The 21,080-nt window shown below is 63.3% G+C and carries 19 protein-coding genes and 3 tRNA genes; 11 read left to right on the forward strand and 11 right to left on the reverse strand.

Annotation, left to right across the window (positions count from 1 at the left end):
• Positions 1 to 37 precede the first annotated feature (37 nt).
• The 4 genes from IE083_RS12640 to IE083_RS12655 are packed head-to-tail and all read right to left on the reverse strand — an operon-like array spanning position 38 to position 3,540.
• The gene (locus IE083_RS12640) at positions 38 to 706 is read right to left on the reverse strand and encodes a hypothetical protein (RefSeq protein ID WP_189354078.1); all 669 of its coding nucleotides are present in this window, start codon (positions 704 to 706) and stop codon (positions 38 to 40) included.
• Positions 693 to 926, reverse strand: coding sequence for a hypothetical protein (locus tag IE083_RS12645; RefSeq protein ID WP_189354080.1), 234 nt, complete (start codon positions 924 to 926; stop codon positions 693 to 695). The genes IE083_RS12640 and IE083_RS12645 overlap by 14 nt, the downstream gene beginning before the upstream one ends.
• Positions 926 to 2,584, reverse strand: coding sequence for a hypothetical protein (locus tag IE083_RS12650; RefSeq protein ID WP_229799745.1), 1,659 nt, complete (start codon positions 2,582 to 2,584; stop codon positions 926 to 928). Before IE083_RS12650 ends, IE083_RS12645 begins: the two co-directional genes overlap by 1 nt.
• Positions 2,581 to 3,540, reverse strand: coding sequence for a hypothetical protein (locus IE083_RS12655; RefSeq protein ID WP_189354082.1), 960 nt, complete (start codon positions 3,538 to 3,540; stop codon positions 2,581 to 2,583). Before IE083_RS12655 ends, IE083_RS12650 begins: the two co-directional genes overlap by 4 nt.
• A gap of 245 nt (positions 3,541 to 3,785) precedes the next feature.
• Here IE083_RS12655 and IE083_RS12660 point away from each other — a divergent pair.
• From IE083_RS12660 to crcB, 4 genes are all read left to right on the forward strand, one after another.
• A tRNA-Asn gene (locus tag IE083_RS12660) sits at positions 3,786 to 3,861 on the forward strand.
• Positions 3,862 to 3,929: 68 nt separating this feature from the next.
• A tRNA-Asn gene (locus IE083_RS12665) sits at positions 3,930 to 4,005 on the forward strand.
• 69 nt (positions 4,006 to 4,074) lie between these two features.
• Positions 4,075 to 4,150: transfer RNA gene (locus IE083_RS12670), tRNA-Asn, on the forward strand.
• A gap of 70 nt (positions 4,151 to 4,220) precedes the next feature.
• Positions 4,221 to 4,598: a fluoride efflux transporter CrcB gene (gene crcB, locus IE083_RS12675; RefSeq protein WP_189354085.1), complete on the forward strand. Its 378-nt coding sequence runs from the start codon at positions 4,221 to 4,223 to the stop codon at positions 4,596 to 4,598.
• 128 nt (positions 4,599 to 4,726) lie between these two features.
• Here the strand turns inward: crcB and alaS are convergent, their stop codons facing one another.
• From alaS to recA, 3 genes are all read right to left on the reverse strand, one after another.
• Positions 4,727 to 7,357 (reverse strand): alanine--tRNA ligase, encoded by a 2,631-nt coding sequence (alaS, locus tag IE083_RS12680; protein ID WP_189354087.1) that lies wholly within the window; start codon positions 7,355 to 7,357, stop codon positions 4,727 to 4,729.
• 119 nt (positions 7,358 to 7,476) lie between these two features.
• Positions 7,477 to 7,932, reverse strand: coding sequence for a recombination regulator RecX (recX, locus tag IE083_RS12685; RefSeq protein WP_189354089.1), 456 nt, complete (start codon positions 7,930 to 7,932; stop codon positions 7,477 to 7,479).
• Between the two features lie 12 nt (positions 7,933 to 7,944).
• Entirely contained in the window at positions 7,945 to 9,009 is a 1,065-nt protein-coding gene (gene recA / locus IE083_RS12690) for a recombinase RecA (RefSeq protein ID WP_189354092.1), read from the reverse strand.
• A gap of 240 nt (positions 9,010 to 9,249) precedes the next feature.
• Between recA and hrcA the strand changes: the two genes are divergently transcribed.
• The 5 genes from hrcA to recR all read left to right on the forward strand — a co-directional run bounded on the left by hrcA (position 9,250) and on the right by recR (position 14,332).
• A complete protein-coding gene (gene hrcA, locus IE083_RS12695; RefSeq protein ID WP_189354095.1) occupies positions 9,250 to 10,266 on the forward strand; it encodes a heat-inducible transcriptional repressor HrcA in 1,017 nt (338 codons plus the stop codon).
• Positions 10,267 to 10,313: 47 nt separating this feature from the next.
• Complete coding sequence (mltB, locus tag IE083_RS12700) at positions 10,314 to 11,330, forward strand: lytic murein transglycosylase B (protein ID WP_189354097.1); 1,017 nt, start codon at positions 10,314 to 10,316, stop codon at positions 11,328 to 11,330.
• Positions 11,331 to 11,360: 30 nt separating this feature from the next.
• Positions 11,361 to 13,313: a DNA polymerase III subunit gamma/tau gene (gene dnaX / locus IE083_RS12705; protein WP_189354099.1), complete on the forward strand. Its 1,953-nt coding sequence runs from the start codon at positions 11,361 to 11,363 to the stop codon at positions 13,311 to 13,313.
• A 4-nt stretch (positions 13,314 to 13,317) separates the two neighbouring features.
• The gene (locus tag IE083_RS12710; RefSeq protein ID WP_189354101.1) at positions 13,318 to 13,656 is read left to right on the forward strand and encodes a YbaB/EbfC family nucleoid-associated protein; all 339 of its coding nucleotides are present in this window, start codon (positions 13,318 to 13,320) and stop codon (positions 13,654 to 13,656) included.
• 76 nt (positions 13,657 to 13,732) lie between these two features.
• Positions 13,733 to 14,332: a recombination mediator RecR gene (gene recR, locus IE083_RS12715; RefSeq protein WP_189354104.1), complete on the forward strand. Its 600-nt coding sequence runs from the start codon at positions 13,733 to 13,735 to the stop codon at positions 14,330 to 14,332.
• Positions 14,333 to 14,405: 73 nt separating this feature from the next.
• On the opposite strand, the gene dapE is transcribed toward recR, so the two are convergent.
• From dapE to IE083_RS12735, 4 genes are all read right to left on the reverse strand, one after another.
• Positions 14,406 to 15,533 carry a succinyl-diaminopimelate desuccinylase gene (gene dapE, locus IE083_RS12720; RefSeq protein ID WP_189354106.1) on the reverse strand — a complete coding sequence of 376 codons (1,128 nt, stop codon included), beginning with the start codon at positions 15,531 to 15,533 and terminating at the stop codon, positions 14,406 to 14,408.
• Entirely contained in the window at positions 15,530 to 15,880 is a 351-nt protein-coding gene (locus IE083_RS12725) for an ArsC family reductase (RefSeq protein WP_189354109.1), read from the reverse strand. Before IE083_RS12725 ends, dapE begins: the two co-directional genes overlap by 4 nt.
• Before the next feature lie 25 nt (positions 15,881 to 15,905).
• Positions 15,906 to 17,027: a PilT/PilU family type 4a pilus ATPase gene (locus tag IE083_RS12730; protein ID WP_189354111.1), complete on the reverse strand. Its 1,122-nt coding sequence runs from the start codon at positions 17,025 to 17,027 to the stop codon at positions 15,906 to 15,908.
• A gap of 128 nt (positions 17,028 to 17,155) precedes the next feature.
• Positions 17,156 to 18,814: a long-chain-fatty-acid--CoA ligase gene (locus IE083_RS12735; RefSeq protein WP_189354113.1), complete on the reverse strand. Its 1,659-nt coding sequence runs from the start codon at positions 18,812 to 18,814 to the stop codon at positions 17,156 to 17,158.
• A gap of 277 nt (positions 18,815 to 19,091) precedes the next feature.
• Between IE083_RS12735 and rimP the strand changes: the two genes are divergently transcribed.
• Complete coding sequence (rimP, locus tag IE083_RS12740) at positions 19,092 to 19,520, forward strand: ribosome maturation factor RimP (protein ID WP_189354116.1); 429 nt, start codon at positions 19,092 to 19,094, stop codon at positions 19,518 to 19,520.
• 54 nt (positions 19,521 to 19,574) lie between these two features.
• Positions 19,575 to 21,053: a transcription termination factor NusA gene (gene nusA, locus IE083_RS12745; protein ID WP_189354120.1), complete on the forward strand. Its 1,479-nt coding sequence runs from the start codon at positions 19,575 to 19,577 to the stop codon at positions 21,051 to 21,053.
• The last annotated feature ends 27 nt before the right edge of the window (positions 21,054 to 21,080 follow it).

A 21,080-nucleotide genomic window follows, 5' to 3' on the forward strand; every position in this document is an offset into this window, starting at 1 on the left:
TGTGTTTTGGATGATCCGAATTATCTCATACGGCTCGTTAAGTCCGACAGGCTGCTAGGGCGGCCATGTCGTCGTGGTTGTCCGGGTCCAGCCGCGCCATGGTGAGCTGCCACAGCGGGAAGCTGGCCAGCTCGGTACCGCCCTGCAGGTCCATCTGCGTGTATGCCTGGCGCGGGTCGATAAAGCGCCCGTTCAGCGCCACGTTGGGGCGGATGGTTTCAGTAGGCATGCGCACGGCGGCGACAACGTTGGCCGCACCATCCAGCACCCACTGGATCGGCAGGTTGCCTTCCATCAGCAGGCCGCGGGCATCACTCTTCAGCTTCTGCGGGTTGTTCAGCTCCAGCCGGCGGACATAGGCCGCCCACTGCGCCTGCAGCTGGCTGCCCGGGGTGGCGTTCAGCATCACGATGCCGCCCCGAGTCACGTCCCGTGCAATGCGGTTGTGGATCCGCTTCACGCGGCCGTCCTGCTTATCCATCATCCGGATGTCGTTGATGATGGCGCGCAGCTCGTAATCCACCGTCAGCTGCCGGTAGATGGTTTTCACCTGGCTTTCCGGCGTGCCGCGGCGGCCGGCCTCGCTGGTGCCGGTGGTATTGCTGGCGGTTTCGCCGGGCAGGGTGCGGTCGGTGGTGTCGGCCTGGCTGGCGACGGTCTGGCGCTGATAGCCGAAGCGGCCCAGCAGGGAATCAATCATGCCCATGGTCGGGGTCCTCGGTAGTGGTTACGGACAGCACATCACGCCAGCCGTGAATCAGGCCGGCATCGACCAGGTCACGGATGAACTGGTCATCGCCGAACGCGGCGCGCCACTTGTCGCGCATGCTTGCCGCCCGCGCCCGTCCGGCAGGTGATAGCGGCAGGGCAGCGGGCAGGATAGGGCGGGGCAGCACCCGCTCCGGCTTTTGTGTTGCGTAGCTCATCAGCGCATCCCCAGTAGTTGTTCGGTGGTGACCTGCCGGCTGGCGATCACTGGCGGCACATAGCTGGCCACGCCACGGGTGAGCAATGCCCACACGCCGGCGCAGGCCGCATCAAACAGGTCATCCCCGATTTTCGGGTTGGCCATCTTGTAGCTGTTGTAGCTGGAGCCTTGAACAGGCTTGGCTTTCAGGTTGCCCAGCTGGCGGATGAACTTGCCCCAGTCGCTGGCATCGGCCTGCACCTGGTTCAGCGCGGACGGCCCCCAGCTCGTGTTGGCCGCGTTCTTGGCCTTGAGGGCGTCGGTGCCATCATCGACATAGGGGATGGCCGCCTGGCCGTTGTGGAATGCCGCACGCAGGGCGCTGGCCATGCTGTGCTTGGTCATGCCTTCGAAGCGGATCGGCGCGAATGGCCAGTGCTGCCAGGTGCTGGCCACAGACTGGCCATCGCCGATGCTGCGCCGGTCGATCTCGGTCAGCCCCTGGGCAAACAGCTTGTCGTTCAGGCTGGTGAGCATGCCCAGGCCGTAGGCGTCGCCCATGGCGTAGTCCGGACGGAAGTATCCCCACAGCCCCAGCAGGTCGCGTTCGACCACGGCATCGTCGGTACCGGCTGGCCACGTCTTCACGAAGGGGAAGGTCACGAAGTTGCCGACCTGCTCGCACACCACCAGCGCGGAACAGGATGCGTGTGCGCTCTCACCGTGGCCGGAGTGGTCATAGCCGAACGACAACAAGCCGCGCTTGCGGTAGCGCTGGCCAGGCAGCGGGCCGGCAGCCTCCAGTCCGGCCTGCAGCCCCACGGCCATGGCGCGGCGGATGTATTTCTCCCAGATCCAGTTCTGCGCGGCGGCGTTGATGCACAGGAACTGGCGGATGTATTCCGCCTCGGGCAGCTGGCTCTGCATCTCCAGCACGAACGCTTCATTCAGGATGCCCAGCTCGATGCCCAGGTATACGTCCACCGGCGGCAGGATGTGGTAACCGCCGGTCTCGATCAGGTGGCTCAGCACGTCGGCGCCCTTGTGCACACCGGTGATGCGGATCTGAGGCTTGAAACTCACCCCCTGATCCACACCCAGGCGTCGGGCGGAGCCCAGCATGGGCAGGAACCGGGAGAACAGGCGATCCGCCGGCATGTCGTCGGTCTCTTCCAGACTGGCGAAGCTGATGCCGTCACCGTCGATCTGGCTCATGATCCCGTAGCAGCTTGCCTTGCTGCCGTTGTGGAACTGGTATTTCAGGTCAGCGATCTGCCGGCGGCCGGACTTGTAGGCGATGTAGCCGCTCAGGATATCGCTGCGGCGGATGGCGTCCAGGTGATAGGTGATGTTGGTCTGGCTCTGCTGCAGCCGTGGTGCCACGATGCCTTCTTCCTGGAACGCTGTCGTGGCCAGAAACTCCAGCGCGTACATCTCCTTCACCGCCGTCTTGCCCGTCCGCCGGCAGCTGAAGTCCACCGTGTTGGGGTTGGCGTCCATCTCCAGCATCTTTAGCACCTGCATCGGGTCCAGATCCACGTTGTGGACGTGCTTGGCCCACAGCGCGTGCGGCTTGATGCCGGTCGCCGGATCCGGGTGCGCATAGCGCATCACCTCTTCCTCGGCACGGTGCTGGATCTTGATGCGCTGGGCGGCGCTGGTGCGGTCGCCGCTCACTGGCCGCCGCCGTTCTGCTGCTGGTACTCCACCAGCACCGGGTCGGCTTGCTTGCGGGCGTTGGCACGCTCGGCCAGCACGCGCAGCGCGGCCATGGATTCTGCTTGTTTGGCAGCGTAATCCTCCAGCGACATCGTCGGCGGGCCGTCGCCTTGCTGCAGGCGGCCCAGCTTCTGTTCCTCTTGCTCGATCACGCGCGGCGTCATGCCCATGTCGGCCAGGCTGAGGTTGTTCCGGCTCAGGAACTCCTGCAGCGGTTTCAGCAGCGGGTGCGCCTTCACCTCCATGATGCGGTGAAGGTCGCCGGTAGCCAGATCCCGATACTCTCCAAGCACCACATCCCCCTCGCGGGAGATCGCCCACGCTGGCGTCTCCAGCTTCACGCCATCGGCAATGATGGTCTGCAGGATCTGCTGGATGATGGCGGTGATGCTGGCCTGCATGCTGGCCATGATCGGCATCAGGTGCTTGGGGTTGCGCTGCTCGAATGCCGCGTGCGTCACCATGAACAGCTGCGTCTGGCGCACGCAGGCCGGCTGGTTGCGGCAGTAGTCGCGGTCCACGTCGCAGCTGGCACACGTCGGGTAGCCGTCCGGCTTCGCTGGGAAGTACTGCGCGGTCTCTGCGTTCATGCCGTGCTTCATGGCGTTGAAACGGGTGCGCTTGGCCTCTTCCGGCGTCGGGTGGCCATCCAGATTGCGGGCGGTGGCGGCCTTACCCTCGGCGGTTTTCGGTCCGGTGGCATTCGCCCAGGCCTTCAGCAGCCCCTTGTGATATGGCGCCTGTCCGGAAGGTTGGCCGCACTGGGGGCAGGCGGCGGTATAGCGGTAAGGGTGGTGCGTTGCCGACGGGTCATCCTCCACGGCATCCGGCTCGGCATCAAAAGTATGGCGGCAGGGATTGCAACGGAAGGAGACAGAATCAAGCGGGGAGGAAAGGTCGCGTTTCGTGGCCATGCTGCCATTACAGCGCAGGCGGCATAGCGAAATCAGGGGGGGAAAATAGCGCTGGGTGTTGACGGAAAAGCGAAGTGGCTATAATATTCGCGCCTCTTACGCAGCACGACGTACAAAGCGCTGCGGCAAGGCAAAATTAAGCTCAACGGTTCGCAGTAAGACCGGAACGGGGAGCCAAAATATCCAGCGCAGCAAGCCAGCAGGTGTAATGACTGGCTTGGTGTCAGCAGTAACAAGTTTGATGTTCCCTGATAGCTCAGTCGGTAGAGCGACGGACTGTTAATCCGCAGGTCCCTGGTTCGAGTCCAGGTCGGGGAGCCACCAGCACCCAGTGCAGCAAGCCAGTGATGTAATGTCGGCTTGATGTCAGCAGTAATTAAGTTTGATGTTCCCTGATAGCTCAGTCGGTAGAGCGACGGACTGTTAATCCGCAGGTCCCTGGTTCGAGTCCAGGTCGGGGAGCCACCAACACCCAGTGCAGCAAGCCAGTGATGTAATGTCTGGCTTGATGTCAGCAGTAACAAGTTTGAATGTTCCCTGATAGCTCAGTCGGTAGAGCGACGGACTGTTAATCCGCAGGTCCCTGGTTCGAGTCCAGGTCGGGGAGCCAGCCAAATCAAAAACCCGCCTTCCGGCGGGTTTTTTGTTTAGCATATGGCAGCGGCAATGGAGGAGGCGGCATGATCAAGTCGGTGGTGGCGATTGCCAGTGGGGCGGTGCTGGGCGCCTTGCTGCGCTGGAGCTTTGCGGCGCAACTCAACCGCCTGTTTCCGGCCATTCCACCGGGTACCGTGGTTGCCAACTGGCTGGGCGCGTATCTGGTGGGGCTGATCGCCGGCCTGTTCGTGGCCAATCCGCACTGGCTGCCGGAGTGGCGGCTGTTCATCCTCACCGGTTTTCTCGGTGCACTGACCACGTTTTCCACCTTCTCGCTGGAGGTGGTGTCCTTGCTGCAGTTGCAGCGCTATGGCACCGCACTGCTGGCGGTGTCATTGCACCTGTTCGGCTCGCTGCTGCTGACCATTGCCGGTTTCGCCACCGCGCGCTGGCTAGGCTAGGCGCAGGGCCGTAGCCTGTACCGTCGCGCTGGCGACAGCATGATCTCTGACCCGCATCATGCTGGCGGCGATAGCGCATGAAAAAGCCCACCTCGGAAGGTGGGCTTTTTGTTTGCCGCTGGCGTGACTTACTTGGCGGCCAGCCAGTCCTTGGCACTGGCGATGGCCGCGCTCAGGTTTCCCGGTTGGGTGCCGCCGGCCTGGGCCATGTCCGGACGGCCACCACCCTTGCCACCAACCTGCTGTGCCAGATGGTTGACCAGCTCGCCGGCCTTGAAGCGGCCGGTCAGGTCCTTGGTGACGCCGGCAATCAGTGCCACCTTGCCGTCGGACTTGCTGCCCAGCACAATCACGGCGGAGCCGAGCTTGTCCTTCAGCTTGTCGAGCAGGTCGCGCAGTGCGGCGCTGTCGGCGCCGTCCAGCTCGGCGGCCAGCAGCTTGACGCCGTTCACCTTGATGGCCTGTTCTGCCAGGCTGTCGCCGGCGGAGGCGGCCAGCTTGCCCTTGGCCGCGGCCAGTTCCTTCTCCAGCGCCTTCAGTTCGCTTTGCAGTGCGCCGATCTTGCCGAGCACCTCGTCGCTGGTCTGCGCCTTGAGGTTGGCCGCAGCGCTCTTCAGCAGGCGGTCCTGGGCCTGCACGTAGGCGACCGCCCCTTCGCCGGTCAGCGCTTCGATGCGGCGCACGCCGGCAGCGACGCCGCCTTCGGCCACGATCTTGAAGAAGCCGATGTCGCCGGTGCGGCCAACGTGGGTGCCGCCGCACAGTTCGGCGGAGAAGTCGCCCATCTGCAGTACGCGCACTTCATCGCCGTACTTTTCGCCGAACAGCGCCATGGCGCCGGCACGGATGGCGTCGTCGTAGCCCATCAGGCTGGCCTTGACTTCGTGGTTGGCTGCGACCACGTGGTTGACCACGCGCTCGATCTCGGCGATTTCTTCAGCGCTCAGCGGCTGACCGTGGGCGAAGTCGAAACGGGTGCGTTCGGCGTTGACCAGCGAGCCTTTCTGCGCGACGTGGCTGCCCAGTACCTTGCGCAGCGCGGCGTGCAGCAGGTGCGTGGCCGAGTGGTTGCGCGCGGTGGCCAGACGCTTGTGCAGGTCGATGGTGGCCTGCACGGTATCGCCGATGTTGAGGCTGCCCTTGGCGAGGCGGCCGGTGTGGCCGAATACCGCCGACTTGATCTTCTGGGTGTCGTTGACATCGAACAGGGCGCCCACGCCACCGGCGGCGGAGATCTCGCCGACGTCGCCGACCTGGCCACCGCCTTCGGCGTAGAAGGCGGTGTTGTCCAGCACCACGATGCCTTCATCGCCTGCGGCCAACGTTTGCACCGGCTCGGTGCCCTTGTACAGCGCGATCACCTTGGCATCGACGCTGTGCTGGCTGTAGCCGTGGAAGCTGGTATCGGCGCCATCGTAGCTGACGTTGCCGGCGACCTTGAACGCGGACGCGGCGCGGGCGCGGCTGCGCTGCTCTTCCATCGCGCGCTCGAAACCGGCCATGTCGACCTCGATATGGCGCTCGCGGCAGATGTCGGCGGTCAGGTCTACCGGGAAGCCGAAGGTGTCGTACAGCTTGAACACGGTGTCGCCGTCCATCGCGCTCTTGCCGCCGGTCAGCGCGGCATCAACCAGCGCCATGCCGGTTTCCAGCGTCTCGGCGAACTTGATTTCTTCCTGGCGCAGCGCATCCTCGATCACCGCCTGTTTCTGGCGCAGCTCGGGGTAGGCGTCGCCCATCTCGGCCACCAGGTCGGCGACGATCTTGTGGAAGAACAGGCCTTTCTGGCCCAGCTTGTAGCCGTGGCGGATGGCGCGGCGCGCGATGCGGCGCAGCACGTAACCGCGGCCGTCGCTGGACGGCAGGATGCCGTCGGCGATCATGAACGAGCAGGCGCGGATGTGGTCGGCGATCACTTTCAGCGACGGCACGTTCTGGCTGTACTCGACACCGGTTTCGCGCGCGGCGGCGCGCACCAGGCAGGCGAGGGCGTCGGTTTCGTAGTTGGATTTCACGTGCTGCAGCACGGTGGACAGGCGCTCCAGGCCCATGCCGGTATCCACCGACGGTTTCGGCAGCGGGTGCAGGGTGCCCGTCTCGTCGCGGTTGAACTGCATGAACACGTTGTTCCAGATTTCCATGAAGCGGTCGCCGTCTTCGTCCGGGCTGCCCGGCGGGCCGCCGGCGACTTCTTCGCCGTGGTCATAGAAAATTTCGGTACAAGGGCCGCACGGGCCGGTGTCGCCCATGGTCCAGAAGTTGTCGGACGCGTACGGCGCGCCCTTGTTGTCGCCGATGCGGATGATCTTGTCTGCCGCCAGGCCGACGGTTTTGTGCCAGATGTCGTAGGCTTCGTCGTCGCTGGCGTAGACGGTCACCATCAGCTTGTCTTTCGGCAGCGCCAGCCATTGCTCGCCGGTGAGGAATTCCCAGGCGTAGGTGATGGCGTCCTGCTTGAAGTAGTCGCCGAAGCTGAAGTTGCCCAGCATTTCGAAGAAGGTATGGTGACGCGCGGTGTAGCCGACGTTTTCCAGGTCGTTGTGTTTGCCGCCGGCGCGCAGGCACTTCTGGCTGGTGGTGGCGCGGGTGTAGTCGCGCTTTTCGAAGCCGAGGAACACGTCCTTGAACTGCACCATGCCGGCCACGGTGAACATCAGGGTCGGGTCGTTGCCGGGGATCAGGCTGCTGGAGGCAACCACCTGATGGTTTTTCGAGGCAAAGAAGTCGAGGAACTTCTGGCGGATTTCAGCTGTTTTCATGGGGGTTTTGTCAGTATCTTCTGTGAATTCGGGTTGCGGCCAACCTTGCGGCAGCGCGGTGCAAAAAGCGATGCCCGATTGTGGCAAGCGTGGCCGGTGCTGGCAAGTGCCGCTGCCGCTCATTCGTCGTCAATGTCACGGCCGGCGCCGCGCAGGACGCGCTGGATGATGTCCATGCCGAAGCCGCGGCCGGCGAGAAAGCGCATCTGCTTCAGCCGCTCCTGCTGGTCGGCCGGCGGCTGGCCGAACTTACGCTGCCAGATGGCGCGTGCGGTGGCCAGGTCGTCCTGCTGCGCCAGCGCGGACTGGATGGTGTCGCGGTCGATGCCGCGTTCGCGCATTTCCTGCGCCAGGCGGCGGCTGCCGTAACGTTGGCCGCGGCTGTTGGCAAAGGCTTCGGCAAAGCGGCTGTCCGATTGCCAGTGGTCGGCGGCCAGCTCGTCCAGCAGCGCGTCGACTTCTGCTTCGCTATCGGCAAACGGCGCGAGCCGCCGCTTCAGTTCCAGCCGCGAGTACTCGTGGCGGGACAGAAGATCGACGGCTCGCGCCTTCAGGCTTTTTTCAGTGCCGGCCATCAGGCATCGCCATCAGACATCGAAGGTGTCGTCGAGCAGCTCTTCTTCGTCTGCTGCGTCATCCTTGTTGGCGACGGTCTGTACGCCGACGGTATCGCGGATCTTGCGCTCGATTTCCTTGGCAACTTCCGGATTGTCCTTCAGCCACTGGCGGGTGTTGTCCTTGCCCTGGCCGATCTTCTGGCCGTTGTAGGCGTACCAGGCGCCGGACTTGCTGATGAAGTCGTGCTCGACGCCCATGTCGATGATTTCGCCTTCGCGCGAGATGCCTTCGCCGTAGAAGATGTCGAACACCGCCTGCTTGAACGGTGGCGACACCTTGTTCTTCACTACCTTGACGCGGGTCTCGTTGCCGATGACCTCTTCGCCCTTCTTGATGCCGCCGATGCGGCGGATGTCCATGCGTACCGAGGCGTAGAACTTCAGCGCGTTACCGCCGGTGGTGGTTTCCGGGCTGCCGAACATCACGCCGATCTTCATGCGGATCTGGTTGATGAAGATCACCAGCGTGTTGGTGCGCTTGATGTTGCCGGTCAGCTTGCGCAGGGCCTGCGACATCAGGCGCGCCTGCAGGCCGACGTGGCTATCGCCCATTTCGCCTTCGATTTCCGCCTTCGGCACCAGTGCCGCCACCGAGTCGACCACGATGATGTCGACGCCGCCGGAGCGCACCAGCATGTCGCAGATTTCCAGTGCCTGTTCGCCGGTGTCCGGCTGCGAGATCAGCATCTCGTCGACCTTGACGCCCAGCTTTTGCGCGTAGGACGGGTCGAGCGCGTTTTCCGCGTCGATGTAGGCGCAGGTGCCACCCAGCTTCTGCGCCTCGGCGACCACCTGCAGGCACAGCGTGGTCTTGCCGGACGATTCCGGACCGTAGATTTCCACCACGCGGCCACGCGGCAAGCCGCCAACGCCCAAGGCGAGGTCAAGGCCGAGCGAACCGGTGCTGATCACCTGCAGGTTTTCGTGCACCTGGTTGTCGCTCATGCGCATGATCGAGCCTTTGCCGAACTGCTTTTCGATCTGGGCCAGTGCTGCGCTCAGGGCCTTGCTCTTGTCTTCGGAACGCTCCGCCATGCTTGCTCCATTCATTCAACGGTGTGGTGTAAGGGATTGGGTTTGATTATGTACGTTTTCATCTGGCGTGCCAAATAAAAGCGATAGGCAACGATGCGTGCGCACCACAAGGGCAGGGCGCGCGGGATATCAAGTGCAGGATTATCGCACAAAACCCCCGGCGGCCAAGCTTGCTTATGGCATAAGCGGCGGTGCAAGTAATGCTTTTGGCGACAAGCCAAGCTGTGCCAGAATGGCCGGATGTTGAATGAACGTACGCAACGCCTGCTCAAGGTGCTGGTCGAGCGCTATATCGCCGACGGCCAGCCTGTCGCCTCGAAAACGTTGGCCGCAGTTTCCGGTCTGGAGCTGTCGCCAGCCTCCATCCGCAACATGCTGGCGGATCTGGAGGCGATGGGCCTGATTGCGTCGCCGCATACCTCGGCCGGACGGGTGCCGACGCAGCGCGGCTACCGCCTGTTCGTCGACCGCCTGATCACCATCCAGCCGCTGGAAGCGCCGATGGTGCAGGAGCTGCGTCACAACCTGCAGCCGGATAGCCCGCAGCGTGTGTTGCAGTCGGCGTCGCAGATGCTGTCGGAGCTGACCCGGTTTGCCGGCGTGGTGATGACGCCGCAGCGCCCGGACGGGGCTTTCCGCCAGATCGAGTTCTTGCGCCTGTCCGAGCGGCGGGTGCTGATGATCCTGGTGACGCTGGAAGGCGATGTGCGCAACCACCTGTTCAACACCCCGCGTGACTACAGCGGCAGTGAGCTGATCGAGGCCGCCAATTTCCTCAACCAGCACTATGCCGGCCAGGCGCTGGCCGGGGTGGTCGAGCGCATGGAGCAGGAGCTGACCTGCCTGCAGGGTGACATCAGCGGGCTGATGACGGCGGCGATCCGTTTCGGCCGCGAGAGCCTGAGCGAAGACGAGGTGATGGTGTCCGGCGAGGGCAAGCTGCTGTGTGCCAACGACTTCGGCGGCGATTTGCAGCGTCTGCGCGAGCTGTTCGACACCTTCCAGCGCAAGACCGAGCTTTTGCAACTGCTGGAGCAGAGCCGGCAGGCGCCGGGCGTGAACCTGTTCATCGGCGACGAATCCGGCGTGGTGACGCTGGACGACTGCAGCGTGGTGATCGCGCCGTACCGGATGGGCGGCCAGGTGGTCGGCACCCTCGGCGTGGTCGGCCCGACGCGCATGGCCTACGAGCGGGTGATCCCCCTCGTCGACATCACCGCGCGGCTGGTTTCCAGCGCACTCAATTTCAACGACTAGAATTCAATCACCGGCCGCCTTGCGGCCAACCTTTTGACGGATCCGCCATGTCTTTGCTGCCCAAGATGCTGTTGTCCCTGCTGGCGCTGTGCGCCGCGCTGGCCCGTGCCGATGCCGCCTTTCTGGCGCGGCCGGACGTGCAGCGCTACATCGACGAACAGGTTGCCGCCGGCGTGCTGACGCGGCCGGAGCTGGAGGCGGTGTTCGCCAATGTCGAACTCAAGCCGAACATCATCAGCATCATGGACCGGCCGTCCACCGCGCGGCCGTGGTACCAGTTCCGTCCCAATTTCTACAGCGAGCGGCTGATGGGCGAGGGCGTGGCGTTCTGGCAGGCCAACGAGGACGCGCTGCGCCGCGCCGAGCAGCAATACCATGTCGCGCCGGAAATGATTGTCGCCATCATCGGCATCGAGACCCGCTACGGTGGCAACACCGGCAGCTTCCGCCTGGCCGATGCGTTGTCCACGCTGGCCTTCGACTACCCGCGCCGCGCCGCATTCTTCCGCGACGAGCTGACCGAGCTGCTGCTGCTGGCGCGCAGCGAGAACGTCAATGCCTTGTCACTGAAGGGCAGCTACGCCGGGGCGATGGGCTTGCCGCAGTTCATGCCGTCCAGCTTCCGCAAGTGGGCGGTGGATTTCGACGGTGACGGCCATCGCGATATCTGGGGCAACCGCGTTGACGCCATCGGCAGCGTCGGCAACTACTTCCAGTTGCACGGCTGGCTGGGTGGCGACGACGTGGTGGTGCCGGCCGAGGTGACGCCGGGCGCGGCGCTGGACAAGCTGCTGGCGGACAAATTCAACCTGCACTACAGCGTGGCCGAGCTGCGCGCGATGGGGGTGTCGCCGCTGGCGCCGGTGCGTGACGATGCCAAGGCGGTGCTGTTCGCGCTGGAAGTGGCGCCGGGCGAGATGCGCTACTGGCTGGGACTCAATAATTTCTACACCATCACCCGCTACAACAAGAGCACGCTGTACGCGATGGTGGCGCACGAGCTGGCGCAGGAAATCCGCAACCGCTACCTGGCGGCGCGTTTTGCCGCGACGCCTGCTCCCTGAATCGGGCGCAAACTGCTAGAATCGCCCGCCATGACCTATCAAGTTCTCGCCCGCAAATGGCGCCCCAAACGCTTCGCCGATCTGGTCGGCCAGGAGCACGTGGTGCGCGCGCTCAGCAATGCGCTGAAAGAATCGCGCCTGCATCACGCCTACCTGCTGACCGGTACCCGCGGCGTGGGCAAGACCACCATTGCCCGCATCCTGGCCAAGAGCCTGAACTGCGAGACCGGTACCACCGCCGAGCCGTGCGGTGTGTGCCAGGCCTGCACCCAGATTGATGCCGGTCGCTTTGTCGACCTGCTGGAAATCGACGCCGCGTCCAATACCGGCATCGACAACATCCGCGAAGTGCTGGAAAACGCGCAGTACACGCCGACCATGGGCCGTTTCAAGGTCTACATCATCGACGAAGTGCACATGCTGTCCAAGAATGCCTTCAACGCGATGCTGAAGACGCTGGAAGAGCCGCCGGCACACGTCAAGTTCATCCTCGCCACCACCGACCCGCAGAAAGTACCGGTCACGGTGCTGTCGCGCTGCCTGCAGTTCAGCCTGCGCAACATGACGCCGCAGCAGGTGGCCGGCCATCTGGCGCACGTGCTGGACACCGAGGGCGTGAGCTTCGAGACGCCGGCGCTGGCGCTGCTGGGCCGCGCCGCCGCCGGCTCGATGCGCGATGCGCTGTCGCTGCTGGACCAGGCCATCGCCTACGGTGTCGGCGACGTGCGCGAAGACGGCGTGCGCGCGATGCTGGGCGCGGTCGACCAGCGCTACCTGTTTGCCCTGCTGGACGCGCTGGCCGATGCCGACGGTGCGCGCCTGATGCAGGAAGTGGAAGCGCTGGTGGCGCGCGGTATCGGTTTCGACAGCGCGCTGGCCGAGCTGGCGCTGCTGCTGCACCAGCTGGCGCTGGCACAGACGGTGCCGGACGCCATCGCCGCCGACGAGCCGGAGCGCGAGGCGCTGTTTGCCCTCGCGCAGCGCCTGGGTGCCGAGGACGTACAGCTTTACTACCAGATCGCGCTGCATGGCCGTCGTGATCTGGCGCTGGCGCCGGACGAACACGCCGGCTTCAGCATGGCCATGCTGCGCATGCTGGCCTTCCATCCGGCACAGGGTGGCGCCGAGGTGGCGCCGCGTGCCGCCGCGCAGAACCGCCCGGCACCGGGCGCGCCACAGCCTGCGGCCAACCTTGCGCCGGCAACGGCGGCGGTGTCGCCCGCGCGCGCGCTGCTGGCCAATATCGGCGGCAAGTCGGGGGTGACGCCAGCTTCTGCCGCCGAGCCGCTGCCGGCGGCAGAAGCGGAGCCTGAGCCCGCCCCCGCGGCGACGCTGGCCGTCACGCCGCCAGCGGCTGACATCGCGCCACCGGCCGATCTGGCGCCGTGGCACGAGGCACCGGTGGCAGCGCCTGCGGCAGCAAGCGCAGCGAGCGCACCGATGCTCGCGGTAGTCGACGAGGCCGATGAGATCGAGACAGTCGACGAAGAGATGGTCGAGCTGCCCGTGGCCGGCGACGCCGACGGCGAACTGGCCGAGTACGCGCTGCTGCAGGCGGAAGCCGACGCCATCCCGGCGCAGCCGGCGGTCATCGCCTTCGATGGCGACTGGTCGGCGCTGATCGGCCAGCTGGGCGCCAAAATGGGCGCCGCGCGCATGCTGGCGCAGAATGCGGCGCTGAAACGGTGGGATGGCGAGGTGTTCCACCTCGCGGTGCCGGAGGCGTTCCGTAATATGGCGGGTCGCGATTTTCAGGACAAACTGCGCACGGTGCTGGGCGAATATCTGGGCCGTGCGGTGCAGATCAGCGTGTCGATCGAGACGCTGGATGTGGAAACCCCGGCGATGCGGGACGCCCGCTTCAAGCGCGAGCAGCTGGCCGAGGCCAGGCTGATCATGCAAAACGATAAGGTGGTACAGCAGCTCGTGCAGGAAATGGGCGCGACCTTGCTGGCCGAGACGATACAACCCGTTCAGGAGTAAGACGATGTTTGGTAAAGCCGGAATCGCGGGTCTGATGAAACAGGCCCAGCAAATGCAGGAAAACATGAAAAAGGCGCAGGAAGAACTGGCCAGGATCGAGATCGAGGGCCAGTCCGGCGCCGGTCTGGTCAAGGTGGTGATGACCTGCAGCCACGACGTCAAGCGCGTCAGCATCGACGACAGCCTGCTGGAAGATGCCAAGGAAGACAAGGAAATGCTGGAAGACCTGATCGCCGCCGCCTTCAACGACGCCAGCCGCAAGGCCGACGCGCTGTCGCAGGAGCGCATGTCCGGCTTTACCGCCGGCATGAACCTGCCGGCCGGGATGAAGCTGCCGTTCTGAGTCATGCCCCGACAAAGGTTGGCCGCAAGCCGTGCGTGCTTGCGGCCAACCTTTTTTGTGATCCACAGGTCCTGTCATGAAAAATCCCCCGTCCCTCGATCAACTGATCGCCGCGCTGAAGGTATTGCCCGGTGTCGGCCCCAAGTCGGCACAGCGCATGGCCTTTCATCTGCTGCAACGCGACAAGGCCGGCGCCGACAAGCTGGCGCGGGCGTTGGACCGGGCGCTGCTTAATCTGCGCCACTGCGAGCGCTGCCACACCTTCAGCGAGACGCCGCTGTGCAATGTCTGTGCCGACGACCAGCGCCGTCAGGAGGTGCTGTGCGTGGTGGAGATGCCGGCCGACCTGCTGATGCTGGAGCAGACCCGCTGCTACGACGGCCTCTACTTCGTGCTGATGGGGCGGTTGTCGCCGATGGACGGGGTCGGCCCCAGGGACATCGACCTGGAGCGGCTGATCGCGCGCGCCTGTGACGGCGTGGTGGCCGAGGTGATCGTGGCCACCAACTTCACCGCCGAAGGCGAGGTCACCGCGCACCTGATCGCGGAAATGCTGAAGGCGCAGGGGCTGAAGGTGACGCGCATCGCGCGCGGCATGCCGGTCGGCGGCGAGCTGGAGTATGTCGATCCGGGCACGCTGGCGCAGGCGATGTACGAGCGGCGCACGCTCAGCTGAATGCTTGCCGGCCATGAAAAAGCCGCCCGGACCGGGCGGCTTTTTTGCGGCCAACCTTGGGCCAAGCTTGGGCTCAACCCAGCAGCTTGTGCAGGGTCTTCTCGTATACTTGCGACAGCGGCTCGATGTCGTCGACGCTGATGCATTCGTTCAGCTTGTGGATGCTGGCGTTGATGGGGCCGAACTCCACCAGCTCGCGCGCGATGCGCTTGATGAAGCGGCCGTCGGAGGTGCCGCCGGTGGTGTTCAGCTCCGGCTCCACCCCGGCCACCTCGTGGATCGCGCCGCTGATGGCGTCGGTCAGCGCACCCGGTGCGGTCAGGAACGGGTTGCCGGACAGTAGCCAGTGCAACTCGTAGGCCAGGCCGTGCTGGTCGAGGATCTGGTGCACGCGGTCTTTCAGTGTTTCCGCGGTGTGTTCGGTGGAGAAGCGGAAGTTGAACTTGATGTCGCAGCTGCCGGGGATGATGTTGGTGGCACCGGTGCCGGCGTGGATGTTGGAAATCTGCCAGCTGGTCGGCGGGAAGTACTCGTTGCCGTGATCCCACACCTCGGCCGCCAGTGCCGCCAGTGCCGGCGCCGCCAGGTGCACCGGGTTCCTGGCCAGTTGCGGGTAGGCGATATGACCCTGGATGCCGTGCACGATCAGATGGCCGGACAGCGAGCCGCGGCGGCCGTTCTTGATGGTGTCGCCGAACTGCTGCGACGAGGTCGGCTCGCCGACGATGCAGTAGTCGATCACGTCGCCGCGCGCCTCCAGGGTATCGACCACGCGCACCGTACCGTCGGCAGCGATGCCTTCCTCGTCGGAGGTGATCAGGAAGGCAAGGGTGCCCTTGTGTTGCGGCCTGGCCGCGACAAAGCGCTCCGTGGCGGTGATGAAGGCGGCCAGCGATGCCTTCATGTCGGCGGCGCCACGGCCGAACAGGTGGCCGTTGCGGATCTCCGGGCGGAACGGATGGCTGTCCCATTGTTCCACCGGGCCGGTGGGCACCACGTCGGTGTGGCCGGCAAGGCACAGCAGCGGGGCGCCGTGGCCGCGATGGGCCCAGAAGTTGCTGACGTCACCGAACGGCATGCGCTCGATGGTGAAACCGAGGTCTTCCAGGCGCGCGATCATCAGCTCCTGACAGCCTTCGTCGCGCGGGGTAATCGAGTCCAGGGCGATCAGGGTGCGGGTCAGTTCCAGGGTTGCGCTCATTTGCCGAATGCCTCCTGATAGTCGGTTTCCTTGAAGCCGAGGTGCAGCTTGCCGTTGCACTCCAGCACCGGGCGCTTGATCAGCGACGGCTTGCAGATCAGCAGGTCGATGGCGCTGGCCGGGATGGTCGCCAGCGCCTTTTCGGCCTCGCTGAGCGTGCGCCAGGTGGTGCCCTTGCGGTTGATCACCTGATCGAGGCCGAGGCTGTCTATCCATTGCGCCAGCTTGTCGGCGGCGATGCCCTGCTTCTTGAAGTCGTGAAAGGCGTAGTCAATGCCCTGCGCGCTGAGCCATTGGCGGGCTTTTTTGACGGTGTCACAGTTGGGAATGCCGTAAAGGGTAATCATGGTGGGTGTAATCGTCGGCTGTGGTTCAGTGGGATAGGGTAAAGCCGGCAAAGCTTTCGCCGTCGTCCGGCTTGCTGTCGTCCGGCTGGCTGTTGTCGTGGTTGATCAGCCAGTACAGGTTGGTCGGCGAGTCGGCGTTGTGCAGCGCCTCTTCCAGCGAGATCAGACCGTCCCTGTACAGGCGGAACAGCGACTGCTCGAAGGTCTGTGCGCCCTCGGTCATGCTGGCCTCGATGGCTTCCTTGATCTTGTCGATCTCGCCGTTGCGGATCAGGTCGGCGATGTGCGGGGTATTGATCAGCACCTCCAGTGCCGGGCGGCGTTTGCCGTCGCGGGCGGGGATCAGCCGTTGCGAGATCACCGCCCTCAGCGCGGCCGACAGGTCCATCAGCAGTGCGCTGCGGTTTTCCAGCGGGAAGAAGCTGATGATGCGGTTCAGCGCGTGGTAGCTGTTGTTGCCGTGCAGGGTGGAGATGCACAGGTGGCCGGATTGGGCGTAGTTGATGGCGTGGGTCAGCGTTTCGGCGTCGCGGATCTCGCCGATCATCAGTACGTCCGGCGCCTCGCGCATCGCGCTTTTCAGCGCGTTCTGGTAGCTGTGGGTGTCGACGCCGATTTCGCGCTGGTTCACCAGCGAGCGCTTGTGTTCGAAGATGAATTCGATCGGGTCTTCCACCGTCAGGATGTGACCGGTTTGTGTCTGGTTGCGCTGTTCGATCATCGCCGCCACCGTCGAGCTCTTGCCGGAGCCGGTAGCGCCGACGACAAAGATCAGGCCGCGCTTGAGCGAGGTCAGTTCCTTCAGCGTTTCCGGCAGGTTGAGCTGGCCCAGCGACGGGATCTTTGGTGCGATGTAACGGATGACGATGCCGATGCTGCCGCGCTGGCGGAAGATGTTGACGCGGTAGTTGCCCAGTTCGTCCACCGCGGTGCCGAAGTTCATCTCCAGCTCGCGTTCGAATTCGTCGATCTGCTGCGGGCTCATCAGGCTATGGGCGAGGCGTTGCACGTTTTCCGCGCTCAGCGGCTTGTCGTTGACCGGCAGGGTGTGGCCGTCGATCTTGATCTGCGGCGGGGCGCCGCAGCTGAAAAACAGGTCGCTAGCCTGTTTGTCGGCCATCAGTTTCAGGAACGGGAGCATGAGCATGGTTGCAGCTTGCCTTGAGGTCGCCTTGGGGTGGCGCTAGTCTAGCCCGAATGGTAGCCGGCTGTAGAGAGTCCGGCCATGAAAAAACCCGCCGAAGCGGCGGGTTGGTGGTTGCGGGCGCGTGGCCGTCAGGCGCGCAGCGCGCGGCGCAGGATCTTGCCGACGTTGGTTTTCGGTAGCTCGTTGCGGAACTCGACCGCCTTTGGCACCTTGTAGCCGGTCAGGTTGGTCTTGCAGTGCTCGATGATGTCCCTCTCACTCAGACTCATGTCCTTGCGCACCACGAAGACTTTGACCACCTCGCCGGACTTGTCATCGGGAACGCCGACGCAGGCCACTTCCAGTACCCCCGGGTGCATGGCTACTACGTCCTCGATCTCGTTCGGGTATACGTTGAAGCCGGACACCAGGATCATGTCCTTCTTGCGGTCGACCAGCTTCACGAAGCCGTCGTCAGTGATCACGGCGACATCGCCGGTGGCGAGAAAGCCCTGGCGGTCGATGACCTTGGCGGTCTCGTCCGGGCGGTTCCAGTAACCTTTCATCACCTGCGGACCACGGATGCACAGCTCGCCGGCCTCGCCGCGCGCCACCGGCTTGCCGTCGTTGTCACGCAGCTCGATCTCGGTAGATGGTACCGGCACGCCGATGGTACCGTTGTACTCCTTCAAGTCCAGCGGGTTGATGCAGGCGGCGGGACTGGTCTCGGTCAGACCGTAGGCTTCGATCAGCGGGGTGCCGGTGACCTGTTTCCACTTTTCCGCTACCGCCTTCTGCACTGCCATGCCGCCGCCCAGCGCCAGACGCCAGGTGGAGAAGTCGACGGTCTTGAAATCCGGATGGTTCAGCAGCGCGTTGAACAGGGTGTTGACCCCGGTCATTGCTGTAACCTTGTATTTCTTCAGCTCCTTGATGAAACCGGGGATGTCGCGCGGGTTGGTGATCAGTACATTAAGGGCGCCCAGCTCGGTGAATATCATCAGGTTCGCGGTGAGCGAGAAGATATGGTACAGCGGCAGCGCAGTGACGATGATTTCCTGCCCTTCGCGTACTGCCGATTTTACCCATTCGCCGGCTTGCAGCATGTTGGCGACGATGTTCTTGTGCAGCAGCATCGCACCCTTGGCGACGCCGGTGGTGCCGCCGGTGTACTGCAGGAAGGCGATGTCATCGTGGCCGATGGCGACCTTGCGCAACGGCTGTTTGCTGCCCAGTGCCAGCGTATCGTTGAAGCGGGTGTGGCCCGGCAGGTGCCACGGCGGCACCATCTTCTTGACCTTGCGTACCACGAAATTGACGATCAGACGCTTGGGGAAGCCCAGCATGTCGCCGATGGCGGTTACCACCACATTTTTGACCGGAGTACGCGCGATCACGTCTTCCAGTACCCCGGCAAAGTTCTCCAGGATGACGATGGTTTCGACGCCGGCATCCTTGAGCTGGTGTTCCAGTTCGCGCGGGGTGTACAGCGGGTTGACGTTGACTACGGTGCAGCCGGCACGCAGGATACCGAATACCGCTACCGGATACTGCAGCAGGTTGGGCATCATGATGGCGACGCGGGCACCCTTGGCCAGTTGCAGGGTGTTTTGCAGATAGGAAGCAAAATTGGCAGACAGGGTATCCAGTTCGCCGTAGCTCAGGATTTTGTCCATGCACGCCATGGCCGGGCGGTCGCGGAACTTGTTGACGCTGCGCTCAAAAACCTCGACGACCGACTGGAATTCGTTGATGTCGATTTCGTGGGCAACACCGGCTTGGTAGTTTTTTAGCCAGATTTTTTCCATAACGTGTGGCTTCTCCATCGTGCTGTTTATGCGATGCCGCAGCCGAGCCCCTCGGTGCGGTGTGTTGTATCTATCTTTTTTAGCATTATTTAAAGTTGCATTCCAAACGGTCGTTTGGAATCGTTGCAAATGTACAGGATGTCACCGCAAGTGCAAAGCGCGGTGGCCGGTACCACGCTCGGTACATTGGTTTTCATCTGTCGTGAAATCAGGTATAATCGCGCCATTTTAAGGGATGGGCGGTTCGCCCATTTTTCATTTCTGGAATCGAATGCCCATGGATGTACGTTTGTTGCTTGAGAATACGCTGCCCGGTCTGGGGTATGAGCTGGTTGATTTCGAGTTGACCCCCGGTGGCGGTTTCCGCGTATTCATCGACAAGCCAGGCGGCATCACGGTCGAGGATTGTGTCAATACCAGCAATCACCTGACACGTCTGTTCATGGTTGAAAATATCGACTATGACCGACTGGAGGTGTCCTCCCCCGGTCTTGACCGCCCCCTGAAGAAAGAGGCGGATTATGTACGCTTCCAGGGGTGCCTGGCCAAGGTGAGAACCCGCTTGCCGATTGAGCAGCAGAAACGGTTTGCGGGGCGTATCGCGGGCATTCAGGACGGCGTCTTGCAGCTTCAGCTCGAAGATGGCCGCACTGTGGCCATTCCCCTGTCCAATATCGACAAAGCCAGGCTGGAGCCTGAGTTCTGATTTGGGTGGGATGTTGGCCGCGTATGCAAGGTAAAGAAAAATTCGGAGGGTTGGATGAGTCGTGAAATCTTGTTGCTGGTAGATGCACTGGCAAGTGAAAAGAACGTCAGCCGTGAAGTGGTATTCGGTGCGCTGGAACTGGCCTTGGCCTCGGCGACCAAGAAGAAATTCAATGAAGATGAGCTGGATATCCGTGTCGAGATCGATCGTCATACCGGCCAGTATCATACGTTCCGCCGCTGGACCGTGGTCGATGCCGAGGCACTGGAGTTCGAAGACCGCGAACTGAGCCTGGAGGAAGCCCGTGAGCGCAATCCGGCCATCGAGTTGCATGGCGTGATTGAAGAGCCGATGGAGGCCGTCGAGTTCGGCCGTATCGGTGCCCAGGCCGCCAAGCAGGTTATCCTGCAGAAAATCCGCGATGCCGAGCGTGAGCAGCTGCTGAACGAATTCCTGCAGCGACGCGAGAGTATCGTGATCGGCACCATCAAGCGCATCGAGCGCGGCAATGCCATCGTCGAGTGCGGCCGTCTGGAAGCGGTACTGCCGCGTGACCAGATGATCCCCAAGGAAAACCTGCGTGTCGGCGACCGGGTCAAGGCTTACCTGATGCGTGTCGACCGCCAGGGGCGTGGCCCGCAGCTGATCCTGTCGCGTACTGCACGCGAGTTTCTGGTTCAACTGTTCGAGCTGGAAGTGCCGGAAATCGAAGAAGGCACGCTGGAAATCAAGGAAGCGGCCCGCGACCCTGGCCTGCGTGCCAAAATGGCGGTGAAATCCAACGACGCGCGCCTTGATCCACAGGGAACCTGCATCGGCATGCGCGGCTCGCGTGTGCAGGCGGTAACCCAGGAGCTGGCTGGCGAGCGCATCGACATTGTGCTGTGGTCACCTGATCCGGCCCAGTTCGTCATCAATGCCCTGTCGCCTGCCGAGGTCAATCGCATCATGATTGACGAAGACAACCACAACATGGACGTGGTGGTGGAAGAGGAACAACTGGCACTGGCCATCGGCCGTAGCGGCCAGAACGTGAAGCTGGCTGCCGAACTGACCGGCTGGGGACTGAACATCCTGACCGTGAGCGAGGCGGAAGAAAAGCATCAGGAAGAGGATGCCAAGCTGCGCGAACACTTTATCCAGCATCTCGGCGTCGATGAGGACATGGCCAATCTGCTGGTGCAGGAAGGCTTCGCGACGCTGGAAGAAGTGGCATATGTGCCAGTAGCGGAAATGCTGGAAATCGAAGGTTTTGACGAAGCACTGGTAAATGAGCTGCGCAGTCGTGCACGCGATGCCATCCTGACTTTGGCCATTGCCTCGGAAGAAAAAGTGGAAGAAGTGGCCGACGAGCTCAAGGATCTGGAAGGTATGGATGCCGAGCTCTTGCGCAAGCTGGCCGAAAACGGCGTGACTAACCGTGACGACCTGGCCGATCTCGCCGTTGACGATCTGGTCGACATGACCGGCATGGAGTCCGAGGCTGCCCGCGCCTTGATTATGAAGGCTCGTGAGCACTGGTTTGACCAGTAAGGCCCGGAACGATTGCTAGAGGAATTA

Origin of the sequence: Vogesella fluminis (genome assembly GCF_014652335.1) — a bacterium.
GTDB lineage: Bacteria > Pseudomonadota > Gammaproteobacteria > Burkholderiales > Chromobacteriaceae > Vogesella > Vogesella fluminis.